This window comes from Pseudomonas sp. ArH3a, from assembly GCF_022648765.1.
Taxonomy (GTDB): domain Bacteria; phylum Pseudomonadota; class Gammaproteobacteria; order Pseudomonadales; family Pseudomonadaceae; genus Aquipseudomonas.
In genome coordinates this window covers 257,918-283,171 of the sequence record NZ_CP080330.1, presented here as the reverse complement: position 1 = coordinate 283,171, position 25,254 = coordinate 257,918, and the positions used below count along the sequence as shown (strand labels likewise).

The window sequence follows — 25,254 nt, the reverse complement described above, 5'->3', positions numbered from 1 at the left end:
TTCGTTACAAAACCTAGCAGCGCGCAAGCCAGCGCCCGCTTTCGCAGATCACCTGGCCTTCGAGCTCAAGCTCGGTGAGGGCCGCCAGCACTTGGGACAAAGGTCGCCCACTGGCAATGGCTAAGGCTTCACTGGTGTGAGGCGCGGCGTGCAGCAGCGCCACCAGCGGATGAGTGACCGGCATCGGTGCCGGACGGGACAGCGCCTGCCAGCCGCGTAACCCGTCCAAAATATGCTCGATGGATTCCACCAGTGTCGCGCCATCGCGGATCAACTGGTGACAGCCCTTGGCGCCGGGATGATGGATGGAACCCGGGATCGCATACACCTCACGCCCTTGCTCAGCCGCCAACCGCGCGGTGATCAGCGAACCGCTGGCCATGCTGGCTTCCACCACCAGCACGCCCAGTGACAGGCCACTGATGATCCGGTTGCGCCGGGGGAAGTTCGCGGCCTGGGGCGCAGCATCCAGCGGAAACTCGGAAACCACCGCGCTGCCTTGGGCAATCATCGCGGCGGCGAGCTTTCGGTGGCGCTGTGGATAAAAGTTTTCAAGCCCAGTGCCGAGCACACCGATTGTCTGGCCGCCAACGTCCAGGGCTGCCTGATGCGCCGCGCCATCTATGCCCAACGCGAGGCCACTGGTGATCACAAAACCGGCACTCGCCAGGCTGCGGGAAAAGGCGGCGGCAGTGTCCATGCCGGGGCGCGAAGCACGGCGGCTGCCGACCATGGCCAACTGCGGTTTTTCGAGGATTTTCGGGTCGCCGGCGACGAATAACAACGGTGGCGCGTCGTCTATCTGGGCGAGCAAGGCAGGGTACTCAGGCTGGTCCCACATCAGCAAATGCTGGGCCGGGTGCTCCAACCACGCCAAAGCGTGAGCGGCACCGTCACGAATTTCAGGGCTACGCCGGGCATCGGCGCTGATGGCCGGCAACCCGAGGGAACGCCAAGCACTGGCCGGGGCGCTGATGGCCTTTGAAGCAGACCCAAACGCCTCGATCAATACACCAAAACGCTTGGGGCCCAGTTCTGGCAGCCTGTGCAAGCGTAGTCGGGCTTCCAGTTCTGACGGGGAAATTTCACTGCTGTTTATCGGATACATTTGATCATCCTTGACCGGAACAAGCTGTGGATAACTCTGTTGGTAACTTATTTAGCAGCCTATTTATTGTGTTTGTTGGGCAGTCTCGAATCTGTCCCTCACGGCCAGGGCGCGTGAGGCACTTAGCACCAGGCCATAACTGAGCTTTTCATAGGTGCGGAACACCACCAGGGTGCCGGCGCGCTCGTCGGGGAGTTGGGTTGAAGCGCCGGTAAGGGTGTCGCGTACACTGGCGCCCGCTTTGATCACGGCCAGCAATTGGCCTTCAACCAACCCATCGCGGCGGCCCTTGTTCAAGGTCACGGCGTCCAGCACACCTATCTGGGTGACGCCTTTGGGAACGTCGATGATGTGCCCTTGGACAAAGCGCGCAGGTTTCAGGGTGGCCGGCTCGGCGGGCGGTTCGGCGCGCAGCAGTCGATCGCCAGGACGTACTTCCTGGGTGACCCGTTGCACCGCCAGGGTGGTGAGGTCGCCCGCCATCACAAAGCGTGCGGTGCCGATGTCGTCGGCGTTGATGCCCAGCAGTTCCTGGGTGTCGGGGTCGGTGTAGGCCTTGCCACGGCGAAAGATCCCATACTGTGGCTGGGTCGGGTCCAGGACGCCTCGTGCATACACACGCTCGCCGTTGGCGCCCAGCACTCGACCCGCGTCGGCCGCGACAATGTAAGGCGCTTTGTCCAGGTCCTGGGCCGTATCGAGAATGCGGTTGTGCAGTAAGAAGTGCTGGATAGCCTGTTGCGTCGCCTGTTCCAGGCGCTGGCCGGGCTGTGGAATCATGGCCATGGTGAGCGGCGCCCACAACAGCAAGACGAGTAGCGATTTCCTCATGGGGTGAATCTCCTTTATTATGTACGTTCGCGTGAAATGCCATAGCCTTCGCGGCTTTCGAACCTTTCACACCGGCTGCCTGGGTCCATCCCACCGCCGATTTGCCTCTACCTCACATGTGCAGCAATTACGCTTATGGCTATTTTGAACATCCTCGAATTTCCCGACTCGCGCCTGCGCACGATCGCCAAACCGGTGGCCGTAGTGGACGACAAGGTTCGTCAGTTGGTCGATGACATGTTTGAAACAATGTATGAAGCCCCGGGCATCGGCCTCGCCGCGACCCAGGTCAACGTGCATCAGCGCGTCGTGGTCATGGACCTGTCGGAAGATCGCAGCGAACCGCGGGTGTTTATCAACCCTGAGTTCGAACCGCTGACCGATGAGATGGGCGAATACCAAGAAGGCTGCCTGTCGGTGCCGGAGTTCTACGAGAACGTTGAACGCCCGGTGCGCGTGAAGATCAAGGCGCTGGACCGTGACGGCAAGCCCTACGAGCTGATCGCTGAAGGCCTGCTGGCGGTGTGCATCCAGCACGAATGCGACCACCTCAACGGCAAGCTGTTTGTTGATTACCTGTCCACGCTTAAACGCGACCGGATCAAGAAGAAGCTGGAAAAAAAGCATCGCCAGCAAGCTTGATGCCCTTCTTCCAAAGGCTTGCTGCGGCAAGCCTTTTTCTTTTGTGACTGTTTTTAACCGAGACCTCCCATGACCGAGCCACTGCGCATTGTTTTTGCCGGCACTCCTGAATTTGCTGCCGAACACCTTAAGGCGCTGCTTGCCAGCCCTTATGACATCGTCGCGGTGTACACCCAGCCGGATCGCCCGGCCGGTCGCGGGCAAAAACTGATGCCGAGCCCGGTCAAGCAGTTGGCGCTGGAGCACAACATTCCCGTGCTGCAACCGCCGACCCTGCGTAACGCCGAGGCTCAGGCGGAGATGGCGGCGCTGACACCGGACCTGCTGGTGGTGGTGGCCTATGGCTTGATCCTGCCCCAGGCCGTGCTGGATATCTCACGCCTGGGCTGCATCAACAGCCACGCTTCGCTGCTGCCACGCTGGCGCGGTGCGGCGCCGATCCAGCGCGCCGTGCAAGCCGGTGACAGCGAAAGCGGTGTGACCGTGATGCGCATGGAGGCGGGCCTGGACACCGGCCCGATGCTGCTGAAAGTCACCACCCCGATCACCGCCCAAGACACCGGCGGCAGCTTGCACGACCGTCTCGCCGAGCTGGGCCCGCCGGCCGTAATCCAAGCCATCGCTGGCCTGGCTGCCGGTACCCTGGAAGGCGAAGTGCAGGACGACAGCCTCGCCACCTACGCCCACAAACTCAACAAAGACGAAGCGCGCATCGACTGGAGCCGCCCGGCCGTAGAGCTGGAGCGCCTGGTGCGCGCCTTCAACCCGTGGCCGATCTGCCACAGCACCCTCAACGGCGAAGCGTTGAAAGTGCTGGCCGCCACCTTGGCTGAAGGCAAGGGCGCCCCCGGTGAAATCATCGGCGCCAGCAAAGAAGGCCTGTTGGTCGCCTGCGGTGAACAGGCGCTGTGCCTGACGCGTCTGCAATTGCCCGGCGGTAAAGCGCTTAATTTCAGCGATTTGTTCAACAGCCGTCGTGAGAAATTTGCCCTGGGCACGGTTCTCGGAGCGATCGCTCAATGAACCCGCGTCTGGCCGCCGCCAAGGCTCTCGCCGCCGTGCTCAACGGCAAGGCTTCGTTGAACAGCTCATTGCCCACGCAGATGGATAAGGTTGAAGACCGCGATCGCGGTTTCACCCAGGACCTGGCCTTTGGCACTGCCCGCTGGCAGCCGCGCTTGTCGGCGCTGGCGGCCAAGCTGCTGCAAAAGCCGTTCAAAGCGGCGGATGCCGATGTGGAGGCACTGCTGCTGGTCGGTCTTTATCAGTTGCTCTACACCCGCGTGCCGGCCCACGCCGCCATCGGTGAAACCGTCGGTTGCGCCGACAAGCTCAAAAAGCCTTGGGCCAAAGCCCTGCTCAACGCCGTGCTGCGCCGCGCCCAGCGCGAGAGCGAAGCGCTGCTGGCCGAGCTGGAACATGACCCGGTGGTGCGCACCGCTCACCCGCGCTGGCTGCAAAAATCCCTGAAAGCCTTCTGGCCTGAGCAATGGGAAGCCATTTGCGCGGCCAACAATGCGCATCCGCCGATGATCCTGCGGGTCAACCGTCGTCATCACAGCCGTGACGCTTATCTGCAATTGCTCACCGCCGCCGGCATCAACGCCACGCCGTGCGTGTACAGCCCCGACGGCATCGTGCTGGAAGCGGCCACCGACGTGCGCGCCTTGCCGGGCTTTGCCGAAGGCTGGATCAGCGTGCAGGACGAAGCCGCGCAATTGGCCGCCGACCTGCTCGACCTGGCGCCCGGCCAGCGCGTGCTTGATGCCTGCTGCGCACCGGGCGGTAAGACCTGTCACATTCTGGAAGTCGAAAAAGACCTCGCCGGTGTGGTTGCTGTCGACCTTGAAGCCAAGCGCCTGGTGCGCGTGCGCGAAAACCTCGCGCGCCTGGGGCTGAGCGCCGACCTGATCGCCGCCGATGGCCGCGACACCGCCACCTGGTGGGACGGCAAACCCTTCCAGCGCATCCTGCTCGATGCACCCTGTTCCGCCACCGGCGTCATCCGCCGCCACCCGGACATCAAGCTGACCCGCCAACCCGACGACATCGCCGCCCTGGCCGTGCTGCAAGGCGAACTGCTCGACGCCCTGTGGCCAACCCTGGAAGTGGGCGGCATCCTGCTCTACGCCACGTGCTCCACCTTGCCCACCGAGAACACCGAGGTGATCGAAGCCTTCCTCGCGCGCACCAGCGGCGCGCGCGAACTGGACCTCGCCACGGCAGCCGGCATCAAGCAGCCCCACGGCCGCCAGTTGCTCGCACAGGAAGGCGGACACGATGGCTTCTACTACGCCAAACTGATCAAGATTGCCGCCGCGCGCGGCTAATGGTTTTAAGGGAGTGACCGGATGAAAATCATCATCCTTGGAGCAGGGCAGGTTGGCGGCACGCTGGCCGAACATTTGGCCAGCGAAGCCAACGACATCACCGTGGTCGACACTGATGCCGAGCGCCTGCGTAACCTCGGCGACCGCCTGGACATCCGCACCGTGCAAGGCCGCGCGTCATTCCCGACGGTGCTGCGCCAGGCCGGTGCCGACGATGCCGACATGCTGGTGGCGGTGACCAACAGCGACGAGACCAACATGGTCGCCTGCCAGGTCGCTCACACCCTGTTTCACACGCCGACCAAGATCGCCCGCGTCCGTGAGGCGGCCTACCTGACCCGTGCAGGGCTTTTCGACAACGACGCGATTCCCGTGGACGTGCTGATCAGCCCTGAGCAAGTAGTGACCCACTACATCAAGCGCCTGATCGAAATTCCGGGTGCCTTGCAGGTGATCGACTTCGCCGAAGGCAAGGCGCAATTGGTCGCTGTAAAAGCCTATTACGGCGGCCCGCTGGTGGGCCAGCAATTGCGCCAGCTGCGCGAACACATGCCGAATGTGGAAACCCGCGTAGCGGCGATTTTCCGTCGCGACCGGCCGATCCTGCCTCAGGGCGATACGGTGATCGAAGCAGACGACGAAGTGTTTTTCATCGCCGCCAAAGCGAATATTCGCGCGGTGATGAGCGAAATGCGCCGTTTGGATGAGACTTACAAACGCATCGTCATCGCCGGCGGTGGGCAAATCGGCGAGCGTTTGGCCGAGGCCATCGAGAGCCGCTACCAAGTGAAGATCATCGAGATGAGCCCGGCACGTTGCCGGCATTTGTCCGACACCCTGGACAGCACCGTCGTACTGCAAGGCAGCGCCTCGGACCGCGACCTGTTGATGGAAGAGAACATCGCCGACGCCGATATCTTCCTGGCCCTGACCAACGATGACGAGGCCAACATCATGTCCTCGCTGTTAGCCAAGCGGTTGGGGGCGAAGAAGGTGATGACCATCATCAACAACCCGGCCTATGTCGACCTGATCCAGGGCGGTGATATCGACATCGCCATCAGCCCGCAGTTGGCGACCATCGGCACCTTACTCACCCACGTGCGCCGTGGCGATATCGTCAGCGTGCACTCCCTGCGCCGGGGCGCGGCGGAAGCCATCGAGGCGATTGCCCATGGCGATTCGAAATCGAGCAAGGTGATTGGCAAGGCCATCCGCGACATCGGCCTGCCGCCGGGCACCACCATTGGTGCGATTATTCGTGACGAAGAGGTGATCATCGCCCATGACGACACCGTGATCGCCACGGGTGACCATGTGATCCTGTTTCTGGTGGATAAGAAACATATCCGCGATGTGGAGAAGCTGTTCCACGTGGGGTTGAGCTTCTTCTGATCAAAACATTCAGGTGAGCCTGCCGCCGTCATCGCGGGCAAGCCCGCTCCCACAGGCGATCGCGTTCCTACTGTGGGAGTGGGCTTGCCCGCGATAACGATATTGAAAGCCCTACCTAGCTAAAGGACACACAGCCATGCTCGAATCCCTGGAAAAAATGCTCGCCAAGGGTGTGGATAATTCATTGCTGCGCTTTGGCTTGGGCAAGGGTTATCTGGACGTGAAGGACAACGCCAAGGCGGCAGAGCATTTGCAAAAGTGTGTCGAGTTTGACCCGAAGTATTCGGCGGCGTGGAAGTTGTTGGGCAAGGCGCAGCAAGGGTTGGGCGATAGCGCCGCAGCACGTAACGCTTGGGAGAAGGGCATCGAAGCGGCCCAGGCCCATGGCGACAAGCAGGCCGAAAAAGAGATGACGGTGTTCCTGAAGAAACTCGACCGCCAGGCTTAATCGGAACCAAATGTGGGAGCGGGCTTGCTCGCGAAGGCATAGTGTCAGCCACCTAATGTGTGTCTGATACACCGCATTCGCGAGCAAGCCCGCTCCCACATTGGTTTTGCATCGACCGTAAGTCAGTCGTATATCAGTACCACCGCGCCTCACCCGGTGGGCGTTTCTTGAAGCGCTTCATGCTCCACATGTACTGGCTCGGATAAGCCCCGACATACCGCTCCACCACTTTGCTCATCGCCGCGCAGGACGTGGCGGTGTCGGTGCTGTACATGTCTTCCGGCGCCGCTTCGAGGATCACTTTGTAGCCCGAACCGTCCGGCAGCCGCAGCGCATGCAGGAACACGCCCACGGCCTTATGGCCTGCGAGCATGTTCGGCACAAACTTGCTGGTCAGTGCCTGGGTGGCGAAAAACGGCACGAAGATACCGGCCGATTCCGCTGGCTCCGGGTCGGCAGGAATACCCACCTGGCCACCTTTGCGCACTTCCTTGATCACACTCAGAATGCCTTCCTTGGTCGACGCGGCTACACGGTTGCCCAGTTGCACACGCTGTTTGCGCAGCAAGTCGTCCACGGCCTTGAGCTTGGGCGGGCGGTAGAAAATGATCGGTTTGCACTGGTTGCAATAGAAGTGGTTCAACACTTCCCAGTTGCCCAGGTGGCTGGTGATGCCGACCACGCCTTTGCCAGAGGCCAGGGCCTCATGCAGCACTTCCAGGCCTTCGACTTCACGCACCAGGTCGATGGAGCGCTGGGCCGGCCATATCCAGGCGCAGGCGCTTTCAGTCAGGGACTTGCCGATGTCCATCAGGCTCTGGCCAACCAGGCGCTCACGCGCGGCCGGGTCCATGTCCGGGAAGCACTTGGAGAGGTTGATCCGCACCGTCTCGCGGGAGCGGTTGGGGGTTTTCCACATGATCCAGCCAATCGCCGTGCCGACGGCTTGAACAGCCCGCCAAGGCAACAGGGCAAACAACCGAAGAGCGCCTACCAGCAAGGCGCCTTTAAACTTTTCCACAGGTCACTCCTGATCGTGTGTGGTGCGCAAAGCCGCCATTCTAACCGGCGTTGGCCAAGTCCGCGTAACGGTCGCAGTCCTGGGTGTGATCCATGACCATCCCCGAGGCCTGCATGAACGCGTAGCAAATGGTCGGCCCGACGAACGTGAAACCGGCTTTTTTCAAGGCACGGCTCATGGCTTCGGCCTCTGGCGTGATAGCCGGGACCTGGCTGCGATCCGTAAAGTGATTGACCTTGGGCACGCCGCCGACAAACGACCAGAGCAAGCCCACCGGGTCTTCCAGCGCCAGCCAGGCCACGGCATTGCGGCGGGTAGCATTGAGCTTCAGACGATTGCGTACGATACCCGGGTCGAGCATCAGTGCTTCAATTTCAGCATCGGTCAGCTTGGCCAAACGCGGTGCATCAAAGCCGAACAAGACCTTTCGATAATGTTCGCGTTTGCGTAAAACAGTGATCCAGGACAGGCCCGCCTGGAACCCTTCGAGCAAAAGCAACTCGAACAGACCCTGCGCATCGCGCAGCGGCGTTCCCCACTCCTGATCGTGATAAGCCATGTACAGCGGATCTTCAGAACACCAAAAGCAGCGTGGCATAAGGCTCCAGGGAGTGGTGGCAGGGCCGAATCGGGTATACTCCCGCTCTTTAAATCGCAGCCCAAGTAACAGGTGAATTTCGTGAGCCAGCCTACGCCAGCCGTGCGTACCTTCCAAGACTTGATCCTCGCCCTCCAGCAATACTGGGCCGAGCAAGGTTGTGTGGTACTTCAGCCCTACGATATGGAAGTAGGCGCCGGCACTTTCCACACCGCAACATTCCTGCGGGCCATCGGCCCGGAAACCTGGAACGCCGCTTATGTGCAGCCCAGTCGTCGCCCGACTGACGGCCGCTACGGCGAAAACCCGAACCGTCTGCAGCACTACTACCAGTTCCAGGTGGTACTGAAGCCGAACCCGGACAACTTCCAGGAGCTGTACCTGGGCTCGCTGAAACATGTCGGCCTTGACCCACTGGTGCACGACATCCGTTTCGTCGAAGACAACTGGGAGTCGCCAACGCTGGGCGCCTGGGGCCTGGGCTGGGAAGTCTGGCTCAACGGCATGGAAGTGACGCAGTTCACTTACTTCCAGCAAGCGGGCGGCATCGAGTGCTACCCGGTGACCGGCGAGATCACTTACGGCCTCGAGCGCCTGGCCATGTACCTGCAAGGCGTGGATTCGGTCTACGACCTGGTCTGGGCTGACGGCCCGTTCGGCAAAGTGACGTATGGCGATGTGTTCCACCAGAACGAAGTGGAGCAATCGACTTACAACTTCGAACACGCCAACGTCGAGAAGCTGTTCGAACTGTTCGACTTCTATGAAAGCGAAGCCAAGCGCCTGATCGAACTCGACCAGCCGCTGCCGTTGCCAAGCTATGAAATGGTGTTGAAGGCGTCCCATACCTTCAACCTGCTGGATGCTCGCCGTGCCATCTCGGTCACCGCGCGCCAGCAATACATCCTGCGTGTACGCACCCTGGCACGTTCCGTCGCCCAAGCCTACCTGCTGGCTCGCGCCAAGCTGGGCTTCCCGATGGCAACCCCGGATTTGCGTGATGAAGTGTTGGCTAAGCTGGAGGCTGCACAATGAGTGCTCAAGATTTCCTGGTTGAACTGGGCACTGAAGAGCTGCCACCCAAGGCACTCAACACCCTGGCCGACGCGTTCCTGGCCGGTATCGAAAAAGGCCTGCACAGCGCCGGCTTGAAATTCGCGGCGAAGAAAGTCTATGCCGCGCCACGTCGCCTGGCGGTGTTGCTGACCGCGCTGGAAACCCAGCAGCCGGACCGCAGCATCAACCTCGACGGCCCGCCGCGCCAAGCCGCTTTCGATGCGCAAGGCAACCCGACTCAAGCAGCCTTGGGTTTTGCCAAGAAGTGCGGCGTCGAGCTGAGCGAGATCGACCAGAGCGGCCCGAAACTGCGTTTCAGCCAGGTCATCACCGGTAAGCCGACGGCGAGCCTGTTGCCGACCATCGTTGAAGATTCCCTGAACGACCTGCCGATCCCTAAGCGCATGCGCTGGGGTGCGCGTAAGGAAGAGTTCGTACGCCCAACCCAATGGCTGGTGATGCTGCTGGGTGACCAAGTGATCGACTGCACGATCCTTGCCCAGACGGCTGGCCGTGATTCCCGTGGCCACCGTTTCCATCACCCAGAAGCGGTGCGTATCACCTCGCCCGCCAACTATGCCGCCGACCTGCGCGCCGCTTACGTGCTGGCCGATGCCAACGAGCGTCGTGAGCTGATCAGCAAGCGCACCGAAGAGCTGGCTCGCCAGCAGGAAGGCACTGCCATCGTGCCGCCAAGCCTGCTTGACGAAGTGACCGCACTGGTTGAATGGCCGGTGCCGCTGGTGTGCTCGTTCGAAGAGCGTTTCCTCGATGTGCCGCAAGAAGCCCTGATCACCACCATGCAGGACAACCAGAAGTATTTCTGCCTGCTGGACGTGGACGGCAAGTTGCTGCCGCGCTTTATCACCGTGGCCAACATCGAAAGCAAGGACCCGCAGCAGATCATCGCCGGTAACGAGAAAGTCGTGCGCCCGCGCCTGACCGACGCCGAGTTCTTCTTCAAGCAAGACAAGAAGCAGAAGCTGGAAGACTTCAACCTGCGCCTGCAAAACGTGGTGTTCCAGGAAAAACTCGGCAGCGTCTACGACAAAGCCGTACGTGTTTCCAAGCTGGCCGCCTACATCGCGCCGCGCATTGGTGGTGATGCCGCCTGGTCTGCGCGTGCAGGCCTGCTGTCCAAGTGCGACCTGGCCACCGAGATGGTTGGCGAGTTCCCGGAGATGCAAGGTGTTGCCGGTTACTACTACGCCCTCAACGACGGCGAGCCGGACGATGTGGCCCTGGCGCTGAACGAGCAGTACATGCCGCGCGGTGCCGGTGCTGAACTGCCGACCACCCTGACCGGTGCGGCCGTGGCCATCGCCGACAAGCTGGACACCCTCGTGGGTATCTTCGGCATCGGCATGCTGCCTACCGGCAGCAAAGACCCGTATGCCCTGCGCCGTGCCGCCCTGGGCGTGCTGCGCATCCTGATCGACAAGAAACTCGACCTCGACCTGACCCAGGCCGTGGTGTTTGCGGTCGGCCAGTTTGGTGGCAAGGTCAAGCAAGCCGGTTTGGCCGAGCAAGTGCTGGAATTCGTGTTCGACCGCCTGCGTGCGCGTTACGAAGACGAAGGCGTGGACGTTTCGGTGTACCTGTCGGTACGCGCCCTACAGCCGGGTTCGGCGCTGGACTTCGATCAGCGTGTGCAGGCCGTACAGGCCTTCCGCAAGCTGCCGGAAGCCGATGCACTGGCCGCCGTGAACAAGCGCGTGTCGAACCTGCTGAGCAAGGCCGACAACCTCGGCAATGCTGAGGTTGACCCGGGCCTGTTCGCCGATGCCAAGGAGTTCTCGCTGAACTCGGCCATCGCCAAGGCAGAAAACGCGGTGAAGCCGCTGCTCGCCGAGCGCAACTACGCCGAAGCACTGGCGCGCCTGGCCACCTTGCGTGAGCCGGTGGATGCGTTCTTCGAAGCGGTGATGATCAATGCCGAAGATGCCGACGTGCGGAAAAACCGCTACGCCATGTTGGCGCGTCTGCGTGGCTTGTTCATCAACATCGCTGACATTTCCGTACTGGGCTGATCATGTTGAAACTGCTGATTCTCGATCGGGACGGAGTAATCAATTACGACTCCGACGCTTACATCAAGTCGGTGGCGGAGTGGATTCCACTGCCCGGCTCGATCGAGGCCATCGCGCAGTTAAGCAAAGCCGGCTGGACGGTGGCCATCGCCACCAACCAGTCCGGCATCGCCCGTGGCTATTACAACATCGCCACCCTGGACGCCATGCACGCGCGCTTGCGCACGTTGGTGGCCGAGCAGGGCGGTGAGGTGGGGTTGGTGGTGTACTGCCCCCACGGGCCGGACGAGGGCTGCGATTGCCGCAAACCCAAGCCTGGCATGTTGAAAACCATTGCAGAACATTACAAGGTGCCCTTGGCTGGGATATGGTTCGTCGGCGACAGCCTCGGTGACCTGGAGGCGGCCAAGTCCGTCGACTCTCAGCCAGTTTTGGTTAAGACCGGGAAAGGCGAAAAGACCCAGGCGAAAAACCTGCCGGTAGGCACTTTGATTTTTGACGATCTGGCGGCGGTTGCCGCAGAACTTATCAACAACTAGCCGCCCTCGACTTCCTGACCAAGGATTGTTCGGGAGTGCGCTTTTAACAGGCGGGCCGTGTCCCGCAACGGTAAATGCCGCCATGTCGATCTTGCAGGCCATCAGAACCTTTTTCTTTTACCTGCTGCTGGGCACCAGTTCGCTTCTCTGGTGCACCCTGAGCTTTTTTATTGCGCCGTTCCTGCCGTTCAAGGCGCGCTATCGCTTTATCAACGTCTATTGGTGCCGCTGTGCGTTGTGGTTGTCCAAGGTGTTTTTGGGCATTCGCTACGAGATTAAAGGCGCTGAAAACGTCCCGGACCAGCCCTGCGTGATTCTGTCGAACCACCAGAGCACCTGGGAAACCTTTTTCCTCTCGGCGTACTTCTCGCCGCTGAGCCAAGTGCTCAAGCGTGAACTGCTGTACGTGCCGTTCTTCGGCTGGGCCATGGCGATGTTGCGACCGATCGCCATCGACCGTGACAACCCCAAGGCGGCGCTTAAGCACGTAGCCAAGAAAGGCGATGAGCTGCTCAAGGATGGCGTTTGGGTGCTGATCTTCCCGGAAGGCACGCGAGTGCCTTACGGCACCGTGGGTAAATTTTCGCGGGGCGGCACCGCCTTGGCGGTCAACGCCAACCTGCCGGTGTTGCCAATTGCGCATAACGCCGGCAAGTTCTGGCCGAAGACTGGCTGGGCTAAACGCGAAGGCACTATCACCGTAGTGATTGGCGAGCCGATGTACGTAGAAGGCGAAGGGCCGCGCGCCATTGCCGCCTTGAATGACCGCGCTGCAGCGTGGAACGAAGCACAGCAACGGGCCATGGGTTCATTGCCTCCGGAGCCCGTTGTTGTCGAGACGCCGGCGATTTGAGCTTCTGTGGATAACCTGTGTACGGTTTGTTGGAAAATCGGCCTTTTTTATTCATAACAAGCTGATTTACTTACATATTTCTTAAGCTCATAAAATCGCTAAAAACGTGCATAAGTTTTTTCAGCATTAAAAAACCGGTCCTTGTGACCGGTTTTTTATGCACAGCCAAAAGTACGTTTTTTCAGTCATCGAGCAGGGGCAGTTGCAGGGTGAAGGTCGAGCCTTTACCCAACTCGCTTTCACACAGGATGCGGCCGCCATGACGCTCAATCACCGCTTTGACCATGGTCAGGCCCAACCCTAAACCTTCACTGCCTTGGGCCGAGTCAAAACGTCGGTACTGGCTGAACAGCTCCGGCAAATCCTCAGGCGCGATGCCTGGCCCTTGATCGCTGATACGGCATTCCAACCACCCTTGCGCGCTGCCATGGCTCAACGTGACGGTGGTGCCTGACGGCGAGTATTTGATGGCGTTTTCCAGCACGTTGAACAGCGCTCGGGTCAGCAGTGATTGATCGGCTGAGACCATGCCCTCATCCGCTTCATCCAGGTCGTGGACCAAGTGAATGCCCTTGAGCTGGGCGATCACTGCCACCTGGTCAAAAGCATCCATGACCAACATGGCAAACAACGTAGTCTGGAAGTGGTAACCATCGGCTTCGGCTTTGGCCAATTGCACGAAGGATTCAGTGAGGCTCAAGGCGCGCTTCACCTGTTGTTCGATCTGGGCAAATATCGGTGACTCACTGTTGTGCACATCCAGCAACGCCAGGATGGCCGAGTGTGGCGCACGCAGGTCATGGGAAAGGAAGCGCAGCATCGTCTCGCGGTGTTGCTGGGCTTCGCGCTCTTTGCTTAAGTCCGTGAGGCTCAGCAGCCAGCCGAGGGCGACGTCACCCTCGGCCGGCAGCAAGGGCGCCAGCTCCATGCGCAGGCTGCGCTGATGGATGTCACGAAACTCGATGAGCTCCAACGCTGAAAGGGCAGGGCGTACACCGTTGTGCAGAGGCGGATAGCCCAGGTCAGCGAGTTGTTCCAGCAAGTTTCTACTCACCAGATCATTCCCGAACACATCACGCGCAATACGGTTGGCCAGCAGAATGCTGCCCTGTGGATCGGTAATCAATGTCGCCACCGGCAGGCATTCCAAGCCATCTGCCATAAAGCGTCGCGTGTCGCGCGTACGGCTTACCGCCTGTTCAAGCGCAAAGATGCGCCCCTGCAACACGTCGCCTTTGCTGGCCGGCGCACGGCGGCGCTCTGGCAGCACTTTGGGTTCGTTATCCAGCCGTGCCAGTTCCCAGCCGAAGTACGCAAGGATCACGCTCAGGCGGCGCCAATTCCAGATCAAATAACTCAGCAGCAGGCCGATCAGACAGGCTGCGGGCGACCACCAATACCCCAGGATCAATAAGGCCCATGAGCCGAGCAACGCGGTGCCCATGCACGCGAAGGTCATCCACAGCGCATAACGCGGCCGGTACAGCAGCAGGCCCAGTAGCAGCGCCACCAAGGCAGTTGCCAGCAGCGCCGCGAGCCAACCGGGAAGATCGACAATGCTACGCCCCTGCAGCAAACCATTGAGGATATTGGCCTGCAGCTCCACCCCGGCAGTGAACCCGACGGTGGAGGAGAGCGGCGTGACAAACCTATCACCCATGCCATAGGCGGTCGCGCCGACCAGTATCAGCCGACCACGTAATACTTCGGGCGGCACCTCGCCGCGTAATACGCTGACGTAGGACACACTGGGAAAATGACTCTGCGCGGTGAACGGCACACGAATCGCGTGCTCACGATGCCAATGCTCACTGCTCGGTTCCTCGGGCAGACCCGGCATGGGAGCTGTTTGCCCACTCAACGTATAAGCCAGCCACGCTAATTGCGGAAGCGTCTTACCTGGCGGCCCCTCACGCATGTATAGGCTGCGGACGACGCCATCGTTATCCGCTTCGACATTGATATGCCCCACGCCTTTGGCGCACTTGAGCAGTGGCAATAAGTGCTCACCTAGTGAGTCAGCGCTCGCAGCGCCATCGTTCACCAGCGGCAATAACACATTGCCGGCGTTGCACACGGCGTCGGCCAGTCGTTGGTCATCCGCTGCATCGCCGGGTTCACTGAAGATGACATCGAACAATATACCCTCTGGCCGAGCGGCACTCAGCCGCTCGATCAGGTCTGCATGCAGGCTACGCGGCCATGGCCAATGGCCGAGTTGTTTCAGGCTCTGGTCATCAATGGTCACCAGCAAGATGCGTGGGTCGACCGGCAACGGGGTCAGGCGCCGAAGGCTGTCATACAGCGGGTTGTTGAGGGCTAGGCCCGGGCTGAGGGACAGATAGGCGGTGAAGGGTAGCAAGACCAGGCCAATCCACAGCCATTCGCGTACCAAACCATGGAACAGCAGTTGCGCCCGGGTGGGTTGGCGTTTTTCGGCTTTGCGCCAGAGCATCATCGGGATACCGCCGCAGGTTTGCATCTACGCTGATAATGGATAATTGAACGTGCCATATGCCCTGGCGTCTCCCTGTTCGATGTGTACGGCGTACTGAACCCAGTGAAGCTCATTTCGGTCTCATTGTTAGACTTTCCTGAGTGCTTGGTGCAGAACCTTTTCCTTACGGGCAGGAGTCGGTATCTTTCCTCCAAGGTATCGAGGTCTTTCAATGGATTAAAGGCTCTTTGATATCAGCGTATCGAGAGATTCAAGGGTCGATGAATCTGACCACAATTATTCAGATTCAATGACTGGCATTTGCGCCGTATTTTTTAAGCAGAAAGGACCCACCCATGCGTGTCGCAATATTGGATGACGAGCCCGCGGAATTGCGTCGGGTTGAGCAGACACTGCGACAAATCCCCAGCACCGCAGAACAACCCTGGTCATTGCATTGCTTCGAACGCGGTGAAGACCTGCTGCGGCAACTGCGCCGGGAAACCTTCGACCTGCTGATACTCGACTGGCAACTGCCGGACATCAGCGGTATTGCATTGCTGCGCTGGACCCGTGAACACATGGAGTCACCGCCCGCCGTCATCATGCTCACCAGCCGGGATGCCGAGAGCGATATCGTCACGGCGCTGAACAGCGGGGCGGATGATTACGTCAGCAAGCCCTTTCGACCGAATGAACTCAAGGCCCGGGTCAGTGCCGTTCTGCGTCGCCATGGCCTGCAGAAGTCCACTACCCATGAAGTACAGAGCTTCAACGACCTGACCTTCGACGATGCTGAATTGACCGTCACCCGCGCGGGCAAACCTATCAACCTCACCGAGCGTGAATACCGCTTGGCCAGTTGCTTGTTCGCCAACCTGGCCCGCCCGCTGTCCCGGGAATATCTGTACGAGCGGTTCTGGTCGCATGAAGAAATGGTGTCGTCGCGGCCGCTGGATACGCACATCTACCGTCTGCGTAACAAGCTGGGTTTAACAGCCGACCGGGGCTGGCAGCTGTTGACGATCTACGGATATGGCTACCGGTTGGAGAGTGTCGCGGCGGCAACGTCGGGTTGAAAACCTCGATGTTCCACGTGGAGCATTTGAAAATTGCTGGTTTAACACCCAATAAAAAAGGCCGACGCTAAGCGTTGGCCTTTTTGTATTAGCGGGTTTGCCTGAAGTAGGTACACAAAATAGATGCCTCAGGAGGCCCGGCAAACGCTGGGAAAAAATCATCTTTTCTGTGAGTGCGGAGCGGGGGAGGAGTAACAGAAAAGATGAGAAAAGCCTGCTGGATTCACAAAATAGATGATCTATCGGAACAGCCGTAGTTTTCACAGGTTGGCAGTTCATCAACGAGGTTTGTGCACTCGCAGAGGAAGCCATAAGAGTGCGCATGCCGGTAATGCCGCAAGGTGAGCGCCCATGCCGCCGAGTTCTTGAGCTTGGTCCCGCCAACACCATTGGTGGCGGGGTAGGGTCTCATTGACCTAAGAGGCCCGGCCTACTTTTCAAACTCGAGCAGATAATCCCAGCTAAACATAGCTAGGTATTTGATCTATATTTTGGCAATTGGGATGTTTTTTGAGGACAAACAAAACCCCTAACTGTATGCGCAGATAGGGGTTTCGGAATTTGATCTTGACGATGACCTACTCTCACATGGGGAAACCCCACACTACCATCGGCGATGCATCGTTTCACTGCTGAGTTCGGGATGGGATCAGGTGGTTCCAATGCTCTATGGTCGTCAAGAAATTCGGGTACTGAGTCGTGACCTTATGGCCTCGCTTCAGCAAATTGGGTATGTGATAGCTTTCGGTGTTTTCGTGAGATTCGAACTTTCGGTTCTATCGTCTTCACACACCGCAATCTGATGCTTCTACTTGTTTCCAAGTCCGAAGTAGTCAAATTGCTTGGGTGTTATATGGTCAAGCCTCACGGGCAATTAGTATTGGTTAGCTCAACGCCTCACAGCGCTTACACACCCAACCTATCAACGTCGTAGTCTTCGACGGCCCTTCAGGGGACTCAAGGTCCCAGTGAGATCTCATCTTGAGGCTAGTTTCCCGCTTAGATGCTTTCAGCGGTTATCTATTCCGAACATAGCTACCCGGCAATGCCACTGGCGTGACAACCGGAACACCAGAGGTTCGTCCACTCCGGTCCTCTCGTACTAGGAGCAGCCCCTCTCAAATCTCAAACGTCCACGGCAGATAGGGACCGAACTGTCTCACGACGTTCTAAACCCAGCTCGCGTACCACTTTAAATGGCGAACAGCCATACCCTTGGGACCGGCTTCAGCCCCAGGATGTGATGAGCCGACATCGAGGTGCCAAACACCGCCGTCGATATGAACTCTTGGGCGGTATCAGCCTGTTATCCCCGGAGTACCTTTTATCCGTTGAGCGATGGCCCTTCCATACAGAACCACCGGATCACTAAGACCTACTTTCGTACCTGCTCGACGTGTCTGTCTCGCAGTCAAGCGCGCTTTTGCCTTTATACTCTACGACCGATTTCCGACCGGTCTGAGCGCACCTTCGTACTCCTCCGTTACTCTTTAGGAGGAGACCGCCCCAGTCAAACTACCCACCATACACTGTCCTCGATCCGGATAACGGACCTGAGTTAGAACCTCAAAGTTGCCAGGGTGGTATTTCAAGGTTGGCTCCACGCGAACTGGCGTCCACGCTTCAAAGCCTCCCACCTATCCTACACAAGCAAATTCAAAGTCCAGTGCAAAGCTATAGTAAAGGTTCACGGGGTCTTTCCGTCTAGCCGCGGATACACTGCATCTTCACAGCGATTTCAATTTCACTGAGTCTCGGGTGGAGACAGCGCCGCCATCGTTACGCCATTCGTGCAGGTCGGAACTTACCCGACAAGGAATTTCGCTACCTTAGGACCGTTATAGTTACGGCCGCCGTTTACCGGGGCTTCGATCAAGAGCTTCGCGTTAGCTAACCCCATCAATTAACCTTCCGGCACCGGGCAGGCGTCACACCCTATACGTCCACTTTCGTGTTTGCAGAGTGCTGTGTTTTTAATAAACAGTCGCAGCGGCCTGGTATCTTCGACCGGCATGAGCTTACGGAGCAAGTCCTTCACCCTCACCGGCGCACCTTCTCCCGAAGTTACGGTGCCATTTTGCCTAGTTCCTTCACCCGAGTTCTCTCAAGCGCCTTGGTATTCTCTACCCAACCACCTGTGTCGGTTTGGGGTACGGTTCCTGGTTACCTGAAGCTTAGAAGCTTTTCTTGGAAGCATGGCATCAACCACTTCGTTAACTAAAAGTTAACTCGTCATCAGCTCTCGGCCTTAGAATCCCGGATTTACCTAAGATTCCAGCCTACCACCTTAAACTTGGACAACCAACGCCAAGCTGGCCTAGCCTTCTCCGTCCCTCCATCGCAATAACCAGAAGTACAGGAATATTAACCTGTTTTCCATCGACTACGCTTTTCAGCCTCGCCTTAGGGACCGACTAACCCTGCGTCGATTAACGTTGCGCAGGAAACCTTGGTCTTTCGGCGTGGGTGTTTTTCACACCCATTGTCGTTACTCATGTCAGCATTCGCACTTCTGATACCTCCAGCAAGCTTCTCAACTCACCTTCACAGGCTTACAGAACGCTCCTCTACCGCATCACCTAAGTGATACCCGTAGCTTCGGTGTATGGTTTGAGCCCCGTTACATCTTCCGCGCAGGCCGACTCGACTAGTGAGCTATTACGCTTTCTTTAAAGGGTGGCTGCTTCTAAGCCAACCTCCTAGCTGTCTAAGCCTTCCCACATCGTTTCCCACTTAACCATAACTTTGGGACCTTAGCTGACGGTCTGGGTTGTTTCCCTTTTCACGACGGACGTTAGCACCCGCCGTGTGTCTCCCATGCTCGGCACTTGTAGGTATTCGGAGTTTGCATCGGTTTGGTAAGTCGGGATGACCCCCTAGCCGAAACAGTGCTCTACCCCCTACAGTGATACATGAGGCGCTACCTAAATAGCTTTCGAGGAGAACCAGCTATCTCCGAGCTTGATTAGCCTTTCACTCCGATCCACAGGTCATCCGCTAACTTTTCAACGGTAGTCGGTTCGGTCCTCCAGTTAGTGTTACCCAACCTTCAACCTGCCCATGGATAGATCGCCCGGTTTCGGGTCTATTCCCAGCGACTAGACGCCCTATTAAGACTCGCTTTCGCTACGCCTCCCCTATTCGGTTAAGCTCGCCACTGAAAATAAGTCGCTGACCCATTATACAAAAGGTACGCAGTCACCCAACAAAGTGGGCTCCCACTGCTTGTACGCATACGGTTTCAGGATCTATTTCACTCCCCTCTCCGGGGTTCTTTTCGCCTTTCCCTCACGGTACTAGTTCACTATCGGTCAGTCAGTAGTATTTAGCCTTGGAGGATGGTCCCCCCATATTCAGACAAAGTTTCTCGTGCTCCGTCCTACTCGATTTCATGACTAAGAGATTTTCGCGTACAGGGCTATCACCCACTATGGCCGCACTTTCCAGAGCGTTCCGCTAATCTCAAAGCCACTTAAGGGCTAGTCCCCGTTCGCTCGCCACTACTAAGGGAATCTCGGTTGATTTCTTTTCCTCAGGGTACTTAGATGTTTCAGTTCCCCTGGTTCGCCCCTTACACCTATGTATTCAGTGTAAGGTAACCATCTTATGATGGCTGGGTTCCCCCATTCAGACATCTCCGGATCAAAGTCTGTTTGCCGACTCCCCGAAGCTTTTCGCAGGCTACCACGTCTTTCATCGCCTCTGACTGCCAAGGCATCCACCGTATGCGCTTCTTCACTTGACCATATAACCCCAAGCAATCTGGTTATACTGTGAAGACAACATTCGCCGAAAATTCGATAATACTCAATTACGAGTAACTCACAAATTTTACCTTAGCCTGATCCGTTACCAGTGAAAGTAACGCTCAGTCTATCTTTCTATCACATACCCAAATTTTTAAAGAACGGTTCTGAAAAAGATCAGAGCTAATTATTCGATTCGAATAGTTAGCTCTGCACTTTTACAAACGCATGAATCAAGCAATTCGTGTGGGAACTTATGGAGCAGCTGATGTCGTCGATTAAGGAGGTGATCCAGCCGCAGGTTCCCCTACGGCTACCTTGTTACGACTTCACCCCAGTCATGAATCACACCGTGGTAACCGTCCTCCCGAAGGTTAGACTAGCTACTTCTGGTGCAACCCACTCCCATGGTGTGACGGGCGGTGTGTACAAGGCCCGGGAACGTATTCACCGCGACATTCTGATTCGCGATTACTAGCGATTCCGACTTCACGCAGTCGAGTTGCAGACTGCGATCCGGACTACGATCGGTTTTGTGGGATTAGCTCCACCTCGCGGCTTGGCAACCCTCTGTACCGACCATTGTAGCACGTGTGTAGCCCAGGCCGTAAGGGCCATGATGACTTGACGTCATCCCCACCTTCCTCCGGTTTGTCACCGGCAGTCTCCTTAGAGTGCCCACCATTACGTGCTGGTAACTAAGGACAAGGGTTGCGCTCGTTACGGGACTTAACCCAACATCTCACGACACGAGCTGACGACAGCCATGCAGCACCTGTCTCAATGTTCCCGAAGGCACCAATCTATCTCTAGAAAGTTCATTGGATGTCAAGGCCTGGTAAGGTTCTTCGCGTTGCTTCGAATTAAACCACATGCTCCACCGCTTGTGCGGGCCCCCGTCAATTCATTTGAGTTTTAACCTTGCGGCCGTACTCCCCAGGCGGTCAACTTAATGCGTTAGCTGCGCCACTAAGAGCTCAAGGCTCCCAACGGCTAGTTGACATCGTTTACGGCGTGGACTACCAGGGTATCTAATCCTGTTTGCTCCCCACGCTTTCGCACCTCAGTGTCAGTATTGGTCCAGGTGGTCGCCTTCGCCACTGGTGTTCCTTCCTATATCTACGCATTTCACCGCTACACAGGAAATTCCACCACCCTCTACCATACTCTAGTCAGTCAGTTTTGAATGCAGTTCCCAGGTTGAGCCCGGGGATTTCACATCCAACTTAACAAACCACCTACGCGCGCTTTACGCCCAGTAATTCCGATTAACGCTTGCACCCTCTGTATTACCGCGGCTGCTGGCACAGAGTTAGCCGGTGCTTATTCTGTCGGTAACGTCAAAACAATCACGTATTAGGTAACTGCCCTTCCTCCCAACTTAAAGTGCTTTACAATCCGAAGACCTTCTTCACACACGCGGCATGGCTGGATCAGGCTTTCGCCCATTGTCCAATATTCCCCACTGCTGCCTCCCGTAGGAGTCTGGACCGTGTCTCAGTTCCAGTGTGACTGATCATCCTCTCAGACCAGTTACGGATCGTAGCCTTGGTGAGCCATTACCTCACCAACTAGCTAATCCGACCTAGGCTCATCTGATAGCGCAAGGCCCGAAGGTCCCCTGCTTTCTCCCGTAGGACGTATGCGGTATTAGCGTCCGTTTCCGAACGTTATCCCCCACTACCAGGCAGATTCCTAGGCATTACTCACCCGTCCGCCGCTCTCAAGAGAAGCAAGCTTCTCTCTACCGCTCGACTTGCATGTGTTAGGCCTGCCGCCAGCGTTCAATCTGAGCCATGATCAAACTCTTCAGTTCAAACATCTTTGGGTTTTTAAGAAACCCTAAACTTGGCTCAGCAATCGTTGGTTACATCTTTGATTTCTCGCGGAGTAACTTGTGATGCTGATAATCTTGTTGACTATCAGTCTGACTCCACAAGCACCCACACGAATTGCTTGATTCAGTTGTTAAAGAGCGGTTGGTTAAGATCTTTCGTCTAAACCCAGGCGTGCTTTCCAAAGCAGCACCTCAGCTAACACACTTAAATCATAAGATTTTTTCAATAAAATCAGAGATTTATGTAGCAACTTTCTTCAAGTTGCTTGTCAGCGGGAGGCGAATAATACAGTATTAAAATACTTGGTCAACCCCCATCTAAAATTATTTTCCACATACTAAAAAAGCTTGGTTTGTCATTATGAAATTTCCAAAGGTCTGTACAAAGGATCAGGGCGGAGGAGAGCACATACCACATCATCGCCATGCCGTTATAAAGCAGCCATATCACCCGGTCTGACTGATGTTCACGGTGAATCGCCCCGAATTCTCTAGAACCCTCGTAACCTCACTGAAAAAAAAACTCTACGATTCGCCGTAATGACGGCAGGATTATTATCCTCTGGCTGACGTAGCTCTACGCTTTAAAACATCAGCCGCCGACGCTCAATGCCCTAAGAACCGCTGGAGGTACGCGCTGGCTTAGGGAACCTCGCCATAAACTCCTGCAACACTCGTACTCTGGCAAACCACTCTTGAAACACGCCACTCGCCTGTCAGCTGACTCCCGCTACCGACTCACGACACAGGGGGAAAACCACTTTTATTGACGCGAAAAAAAGCCCGCTTTCAGCGGGCTCTCCTTCGAATGGTCAGCTAATCATTGGGGCTTAGCCGAACCATCTATTTGTTAATGTCACCATTTAATCTGTGAACCTACACCTGATCAGAAGTCCAGGTTGGACACCGCCAAGGCATTGCTCTCGATGAAGTCACGACGAGGCTCGACCGCATCACCCATCAGGGTGTTGAAGATCTGGTCTGCGCCAATGGCGTCTTCGATGGTCACACGCAGCATGCGACGCTGGGCTGGGTCCATAGTGGTTTCCCACAGCTGATCCGGGTTCATCTCGCCCAGACCTTTGTATCGCTGGATGGTGTGGCGCTTGGTGCTTTCTGCCATCAGCCAATCAAGGGCTTCTTTGAATTCCTTGACCTGCTTCTTGCGCTCGCCACGCTGAATGTAAGCACCGTCGTCCAGCAGGGTGCTCAATTGCGCGCCGAGGGTAACGACGGTTTTGTAGTCGTTACTGCCGAAGAAGTCGCGGTTGAACGTGACGTAGTTCGACAGGCCATGGGAGATCAATTCAACCTCCGGCAGCCACACGTTACGCTCACGGTCTTCACGCAGGCTGGCTTTGTACACTAGGCCGGACTTCTCAGAAGTGCGCAGGCGAACTTCATATTGAGCCAGCCAATTCTGCATGTGAGCGTGATCGCCCAACTGCTCCAGGCTTACCGATGGCAGGTAGATGAAGTGCTCGGTCAGCTCCTGAGGGTACAGGCGCGACAAACGCTTGAGAGTCTTCATCACCATGCGGAAGTCGTTAACCAGACGCTCCAGCGCCTCACCGGAGATACCCGGTGCTTCGTCGTTCAAGTGCAGGCTGGCATCTTCCAGGGCCGACTGCGTCATGTACTCTTCCATGGCGTCGTCGTCTTTGATGTATTGCTCTTGCTTGCCCTTTTTCACTTTGTACAACGGCGGCTGAGCGATGTAGATGTAGCCACGCTCGATCAGTTCCGGCAACTGACGGAAGAAGAAGGTCAGCAGCAGCGTACGGATGTGCGAACCGTCGACGTCAGCATCGGTCATGATGATGATGTTGTGATAGCGCAGCTTGTCGATGTTGTACTCGTCACGGCCGATACCGCAGCCCAACGCCGTGATCAAGGTGCCGACTTCCTGAGAGGAAATCATCTTGTCGAAGCGAGCCTTCTCGACGTTGAGGATCTTACCCTTCAACGGCAGGATGGCCTGGGTGCGACGGTTACGACCCTGCTTGGCGGAACCGCCAGCAGAGTCACCTTCCACTAGGTACAGTTCGGAGAGGGCAGGGTCCTTCTCCTGGCAGTCAGCCAGTTTGCCCGGTAGGCCGGCAATATCCAGCGCGCCTTTACGGCGGGTCATCTCACGGGCTTTACGCGCCGCTTCACGGGCACGTGCAGCGTCGATCATCTTGCCGACAACCAGCTTGGCTTCGTTCGGGTTCTCCAGCAGGAAGTCGGAGAAGTATTTACCCATCTCCTGTTCCACTGCGGTCTTCACTTCGGAAGACACCAGCTTGTCTTTGGTCTGGGAGCTGAACTTAGGATCAGGTACTTTTACCGAGATAATCGCGGTCAGGCCTTCACGTGCGTCGTCACCGGTGGTGGCGACTTTGTGCTTCTTGGCCAAGCCTTCGGCTTCGATGTAGGTGTTCAGGTTACGCGTCAGTGCGGAACGGAAACCCACCAAGTGAGTACCGCCATCGCGCTGTGGAATGTTGTTGGTGAAGCACAACAGGTTCTCGTTGAAGCTGTCGTTCCACTGCAGGGCGATTTCCACGCCGATGCCGTCTTCACGCTGAATGTTGAAGTGGAACACCTGGTTGACCGCAGTCTTGTTGGTGTTCAGGTATTCAACGAACGCACGCAGACCGCCTTCGTACTTGAACAACTCTTCCTTGCCGCTGCGCTCGTCCTTGAGGACGATGCCAACACCGGAGTTCAGGAAGGACAGTTCACGAATCCGCTTGGCCAGGATGTCCCAGCTGAAGTGGATATTCTTGAAGGTTTCGTCGGAGGGACGGAAGTGAATCTGGGTACCGGTCGTTTCGCTTTCGCCGACGATTTTCATCGGTTCTTGCGGAACGCCGTGAACGTAAGTTTGCTCCCAGATCTTGCCACTGCGACGCACGGTCAGCACCAACAGTTCGGAGAGGGCGTTCACCACCGACACACCTACACCGTGCAAACCGCCGGAGACTTTATAGGAGTTGTCGTCGAACTTACCGCCGGCGTGGAGCACGGTCATGATGACCTCTGCCGCCGAAACGCCTTCTTCTTTGTGCACATCTACCGGAATACCGCGACCGTTGTCGCGCACGGTGATGGACTCATCCGGGTGGATGATAATACTGATGTCGTCGCAGTGACCGGCCAGAGCTTCGTCGATGGAGTTGTCGACCACCTCGAACACCATGTGGTGCAGACCGCTACCATCATCGGTGTCGCCAATGTACATACCGGGACGTTTGCGTACGGCATCCAAACCTTTCAGCACTTTAATGCTGGTCGAGTCGTACGTGTTTTCTTCGCTCAT

Annotated in this window: 16 protein-coding genes and 3 rRNA genes; 10 read left to right on the top strand and 9 right to left on the bottom strand. The window is 57.4% G+C overall.

Going from position 1 to position 25,254, the window contains the following annotated elements; all coding sequences use genetic code 11:
- Positions 1-13 precede the first annotated feature (13 nt).
- Together dprA and K0P33_RS01280 are read right to left on the bottom strand one after the other, a co-directional pair.
- Positions 14-1,108 (bottom strand): DNA-processing protein DprA, encoded by a 1,095-nt coding sequence (dprA, locus tag K0P33_RS01285; protein ID WP_242153673.1) that lies wholly within the window; start codon positions 1,106-1,108, stop codon positions 14-16.
- 63 nt (positions 1,109-1,171) lie between these two features.
- Positions 1,172-1,939 (bottom strand): peptidoglycan-binding protein, encoded by a 768-nt coding sequence (locus tag K0P33_RS01280; protein WP_242153670.1) that lies wholly within the window; start codon positions 1,937-1,939, stop codon positions 1,172-1,174.
- 135 nt (positions 1,940-2,074) lie between these two features.
- Here K0P33_RS01280 and def point away from each other — a divergent pair, with 135 nt between their 5' ends.
- From def to K0P33_RS01255, 5 genes are all read left to right on the top strand, one after another.
- Positions 2,075-2,581, top strand: coding sequence for a peptide deformylase (def, locus tag K0P33_RS01275; protein ID WP_094949725.1), 507 nt, complete (start codon positions 2,075-2,077; stop codon positions 2,579-2,581).
- A gap of 69 nt (positions 2,582-2,650) precedes the next feature.
- Positions 2,651-3,604 carry a methionyl-tRNA formyltransferase gene (gene fmt, locus K0P33_RS01270; protein ID WP_242153668.1) on the top strand — a complete coding sequence of 318 codons (954 nt, stop codon included), beginning with the start codon at positions 2,651-2,653 and terminating at the stop codon, positions 3,602-3,604.
- Positions 3,601-4,911 carry a 16S rRNA (cytosine(967)-C(5))-methyltransferase RsmB gene (rsmB, locus tag K0P33_RS01265; RefSeq protein ID WP_094949727.1) on the top strand — a complete coding sequence of 437 codons (1,311 nt, stop codon included), beginning with the start codon at positions 3,601-3,603 and terminating at the stop codon, positions 4,909-4,911. Before fmt ends, rsmB begins: the two co-directional genes overlap by 4 nt.
- A 21-nt stretch (positions 4,912-4,932) precedes the next feature.
- Positions 4,933-6,306 (top strand): Trk system potassium transporter TrkA, encoded by a 1,374-nt coding sequence (gene trkA / locus K0P33_RS01260; protein WP_094949728.1) that lies wholly within the window; start codon positions 4,933-4,935, stop codon positions 6,304-6,306.
- Positions 6,307-6,442: 136 nt separating this feature from the next.
- On the top strand, positions 6,443-6,754 hold the full coding sequence (locus K0P33_RS01255) for a hypothetical protein (RefSeq protein ID WP_094949729.1): 312 nt from the start codon (positions 6,443-6,445) through the stop codon (positions 6,752-6,754).
- A gap of 133 nt (positions 6,755-6,887) precedes the next feature.
- Here the strand turns inward: K0P33_RS01255 and K0P33_RS01250 are convergent, their stop codons facing one another.
- On the bottom strand, positions 6,888-7,775 hold the full coding sequence (locus K0P33_RS01250; RefSeq protein WP_094949730.1) for a lysophospholipid acyltransferase: 888 nt from the start codon (positions 7,773-7,775) through the stop codon (positions 6,888-6,890).
- Between the two features lie 40 nt (positions 7,776-7,815).
- Positions 7,816-8,373, bottom strand: coding sequence for a DNA-3-methyladenine glycosylase I (tag, locus tag K0P33_RS01245; protein WP_242153667.1), 558 nt, complete (start codon positions 8,371-8,373; stop codon positions 7,816-7,818).
- An 81-nt stretch (positions 8,374-8,454) separates the two neighbouring features.
- Here tag and glyQ point away from each other — a divergent pair, with 81 nt between their 5' ends.
- The 4 genes from glyQ to K0P33_RS01225 all read left to right on the top strand — a co-directional run bounded on the left by glyQ (position 8,455) and on the right by K0P33_RS01225 (position 12,851).
- A complete protein-coding gene (gene glyQ / locus K0P33_RS01240; RefSeq protein ID WP_003213601.1) occupies positions 8,455-9,408 on the top strand; it encodes a glycine--tRNA ligase subunit alpha in 954 nt (317 codons plus the stop codon).
- Positions 9,405-11,459, top strand: a complete 2,055-nt coding sequence (gene glyS / locus K0P33_RS01235) for a glycine--tRNA ligase subunit beta (protein ID WP_094949732.1) — start codon at positions 9,405-9,407, stop codon at positions 11,457-11,459. The genes glyQ and glyS overlap by 4 nt, the downstream gene beginning before the upstream one ends.
- Entirely contained in the window at positions 11,459-11,998 is a 540-nt protein-coding gene (gmhB, locus tag K0P33_RS01230; RefSeq protein ID WP_242155984.1) for a D-glycero-beta-D-manno-heptose 1,7-bisphosphate 7-phosphatase, read from the top strand. Before glyS ends, gmhB begins: the two co-directional genes overlap by 1 nt.
- An 82-nt stretch (positions 11,999-12,080) precedes the next feature.
- Complete coding sequence (locus K0P33_RS01225; RefSeq protein WP_094949733.1) at positions 12,081-12,851, top strand: lysophospholipid acyltransferase family protein; 771 nt, start codon at positions 12,081-12,083, stop codon at positions 12,849-12,851.
- Positions 12,852-13,032: 181 nt separating this feature from the next.
- Here K0P33_RS01225 and K0P33_RS01220 read toward each other — a convergent pair whose 3' ends face one another.
- The gene (locus K0P33_RS01220) at positions 13,033-15,309 is read right to left on the bottom strand and encodes a CHASE2 and HATPase_c domain-containing protein (RefSeq protein ID WP_242153665.1); all 2,277 of its coding nucleotides are present in this window, start codon (positions 15,307-15,309) and stop codon (positions 13,033-13,035) included.
- Positions 15,310-15,644: 335 nt separating this feature from the next.
- Here K0P33_RS01220 and K0P33_RS01215 point away from each other — a divergent pair, with 335 nt between their 5' ends.
- Positions 15,645-16,367: a response regulator transcription factor gene (locus tag K0P33_RS01215; RefSeq protein ID WP_094949734.1), complete on the top strand. Its 723-nt coding sequence runs from the start codon at positions 15,645-15,647 to the stop codon at positions 16,365-16,367.
- 565 nt (positions 16,368-16,932) lie between these two features.
- Here the strand turns inward: K0P33_RS01215 and rrf are convergent.
- From rrf to gyrB, 4 genes are all read right to left on the bottom strand, one after another.
- Positions 16,933-17,048, bottom strand: a 5S ribosomal RNA gene (gene rrf / locus K0P33_RS01210).
- 172 nt (positions 17,049-17,220) lie between these two features.
- Positions 17,221-20,112 (bottom strand): 23S ribosomal RNA (locus tag K0P33_RS01205).
- Between the two features lie 280 nt (positions 20,113-20,392).
- Positions 20,393-21,929 (bottom strand): 16S ribosomal RNA (locus tag K0P33_RS01200).
- Together the 16S, 23S and 5S rRNA genes form the textbook arrangement of a ribosomal RNA operon.
- Before the next feature lie 907 nt (positions 21,930-22,836).
- Positions 22,837-25,254 (bottom strand): DNA topoisomerase (ATP-hydrolyzing) subunit B, encoded by a 2,418-nt coding sequence (gene gyrB, locus K0P33_RS01195; protein WP_094949094.1) that lies wholly within the window; start codon positions 25,252-25,254, stop codon positions 22,837-22,839.

Bases quoted from the DNA above. Each gene is read 5' to 3' on its own strand.
- K0P33_RS01280 (WP_242153670.1), bottom strand. From the start codon at position 1,939: ATGAGGAAATCGCTACTCGTCTTGCTGTTGTGGGCGCCGCTCACCATG.
- K0P33_RS01220 (WP_242153665.1), bottom strand. From the start codon at position 15,309: ATGATGCTCTGGCGCAAAGCCGAAAAACGCCAACCCACCCGGGCGCAA.
- K0P33_RS01215 (WP_094949734.1), top strand. From the start codon at position 15,645: ATGCGTGTCGCAATATTGGATGACGAGCCCGCGGAATTGCGTCGGGTT.
- def (WP_094949725.1), top strand. From the start codon at position 2,075: ATGGCTATTTTGAACATCCTCGAATTTCCCGACTCGCGCCTGCGCACG.
- glyS (WP_094949732.1), top strand. From the start codon at position 9,405: ATGAGTGCTCAAGATTTCCTGGTTGAACTGGGCACTGAAGAGCTGCCA.
- gyrB (WP_094949094.1), bottom strand. From the start codon at position 25,254: ATGAGCGAAGAAAACACGTACGACTCGACCAGCATTAAAGTGCTGAAA.
- K0P33_RS01255 (WP_094949729.1), top strand. From the start codon at position 6,443: ATGCTCGAATCCCTGGAAAAAATGCTCGCCAAGGGTGTGGATAATTCA.
- tag (WP_242153667.1), bottom strand. From the start codon at position 8,373: ATGCCACGCTGCTTTTGGTGTTCTGAAGATCCGCTGTACATGGCTTAT.
- rsmB (WP_094949727.1), top strand. From the start codon at position 3,601: ATGAACCCGCGTCTGGCCGCCGCCAAGGCTCTCGCCGCCGTGCTCAAC.
- fmt (WP_242153668.1), top strand. From the start codon at position 2,651: ATGACCGAGCCACTGCGCATTGTTTTTGCCGGCACTCCTGAATTTGCT.
- dprA (WP_242153673.1), bottom strand. From the start codon at position 1,108: ATGTATCCGATAAACAGCAGTGAAATTTCCCCGTCAGAACTGGAAGCC.
- trkA (WP_094949728.1), top strand. From the start codon at position 4,933: ATGAAAATCATCATCCTTGGAGCAGGGCAGGTTGGCGGCACGCTGGCC.
- K0P33_RS01225 (WP_094949733.1), top strand. From the start codon at position 12,081: ATGTCGATCTTGCAGGCCATCAGAACCTTTTTCTTTTACCTGCTGCTG.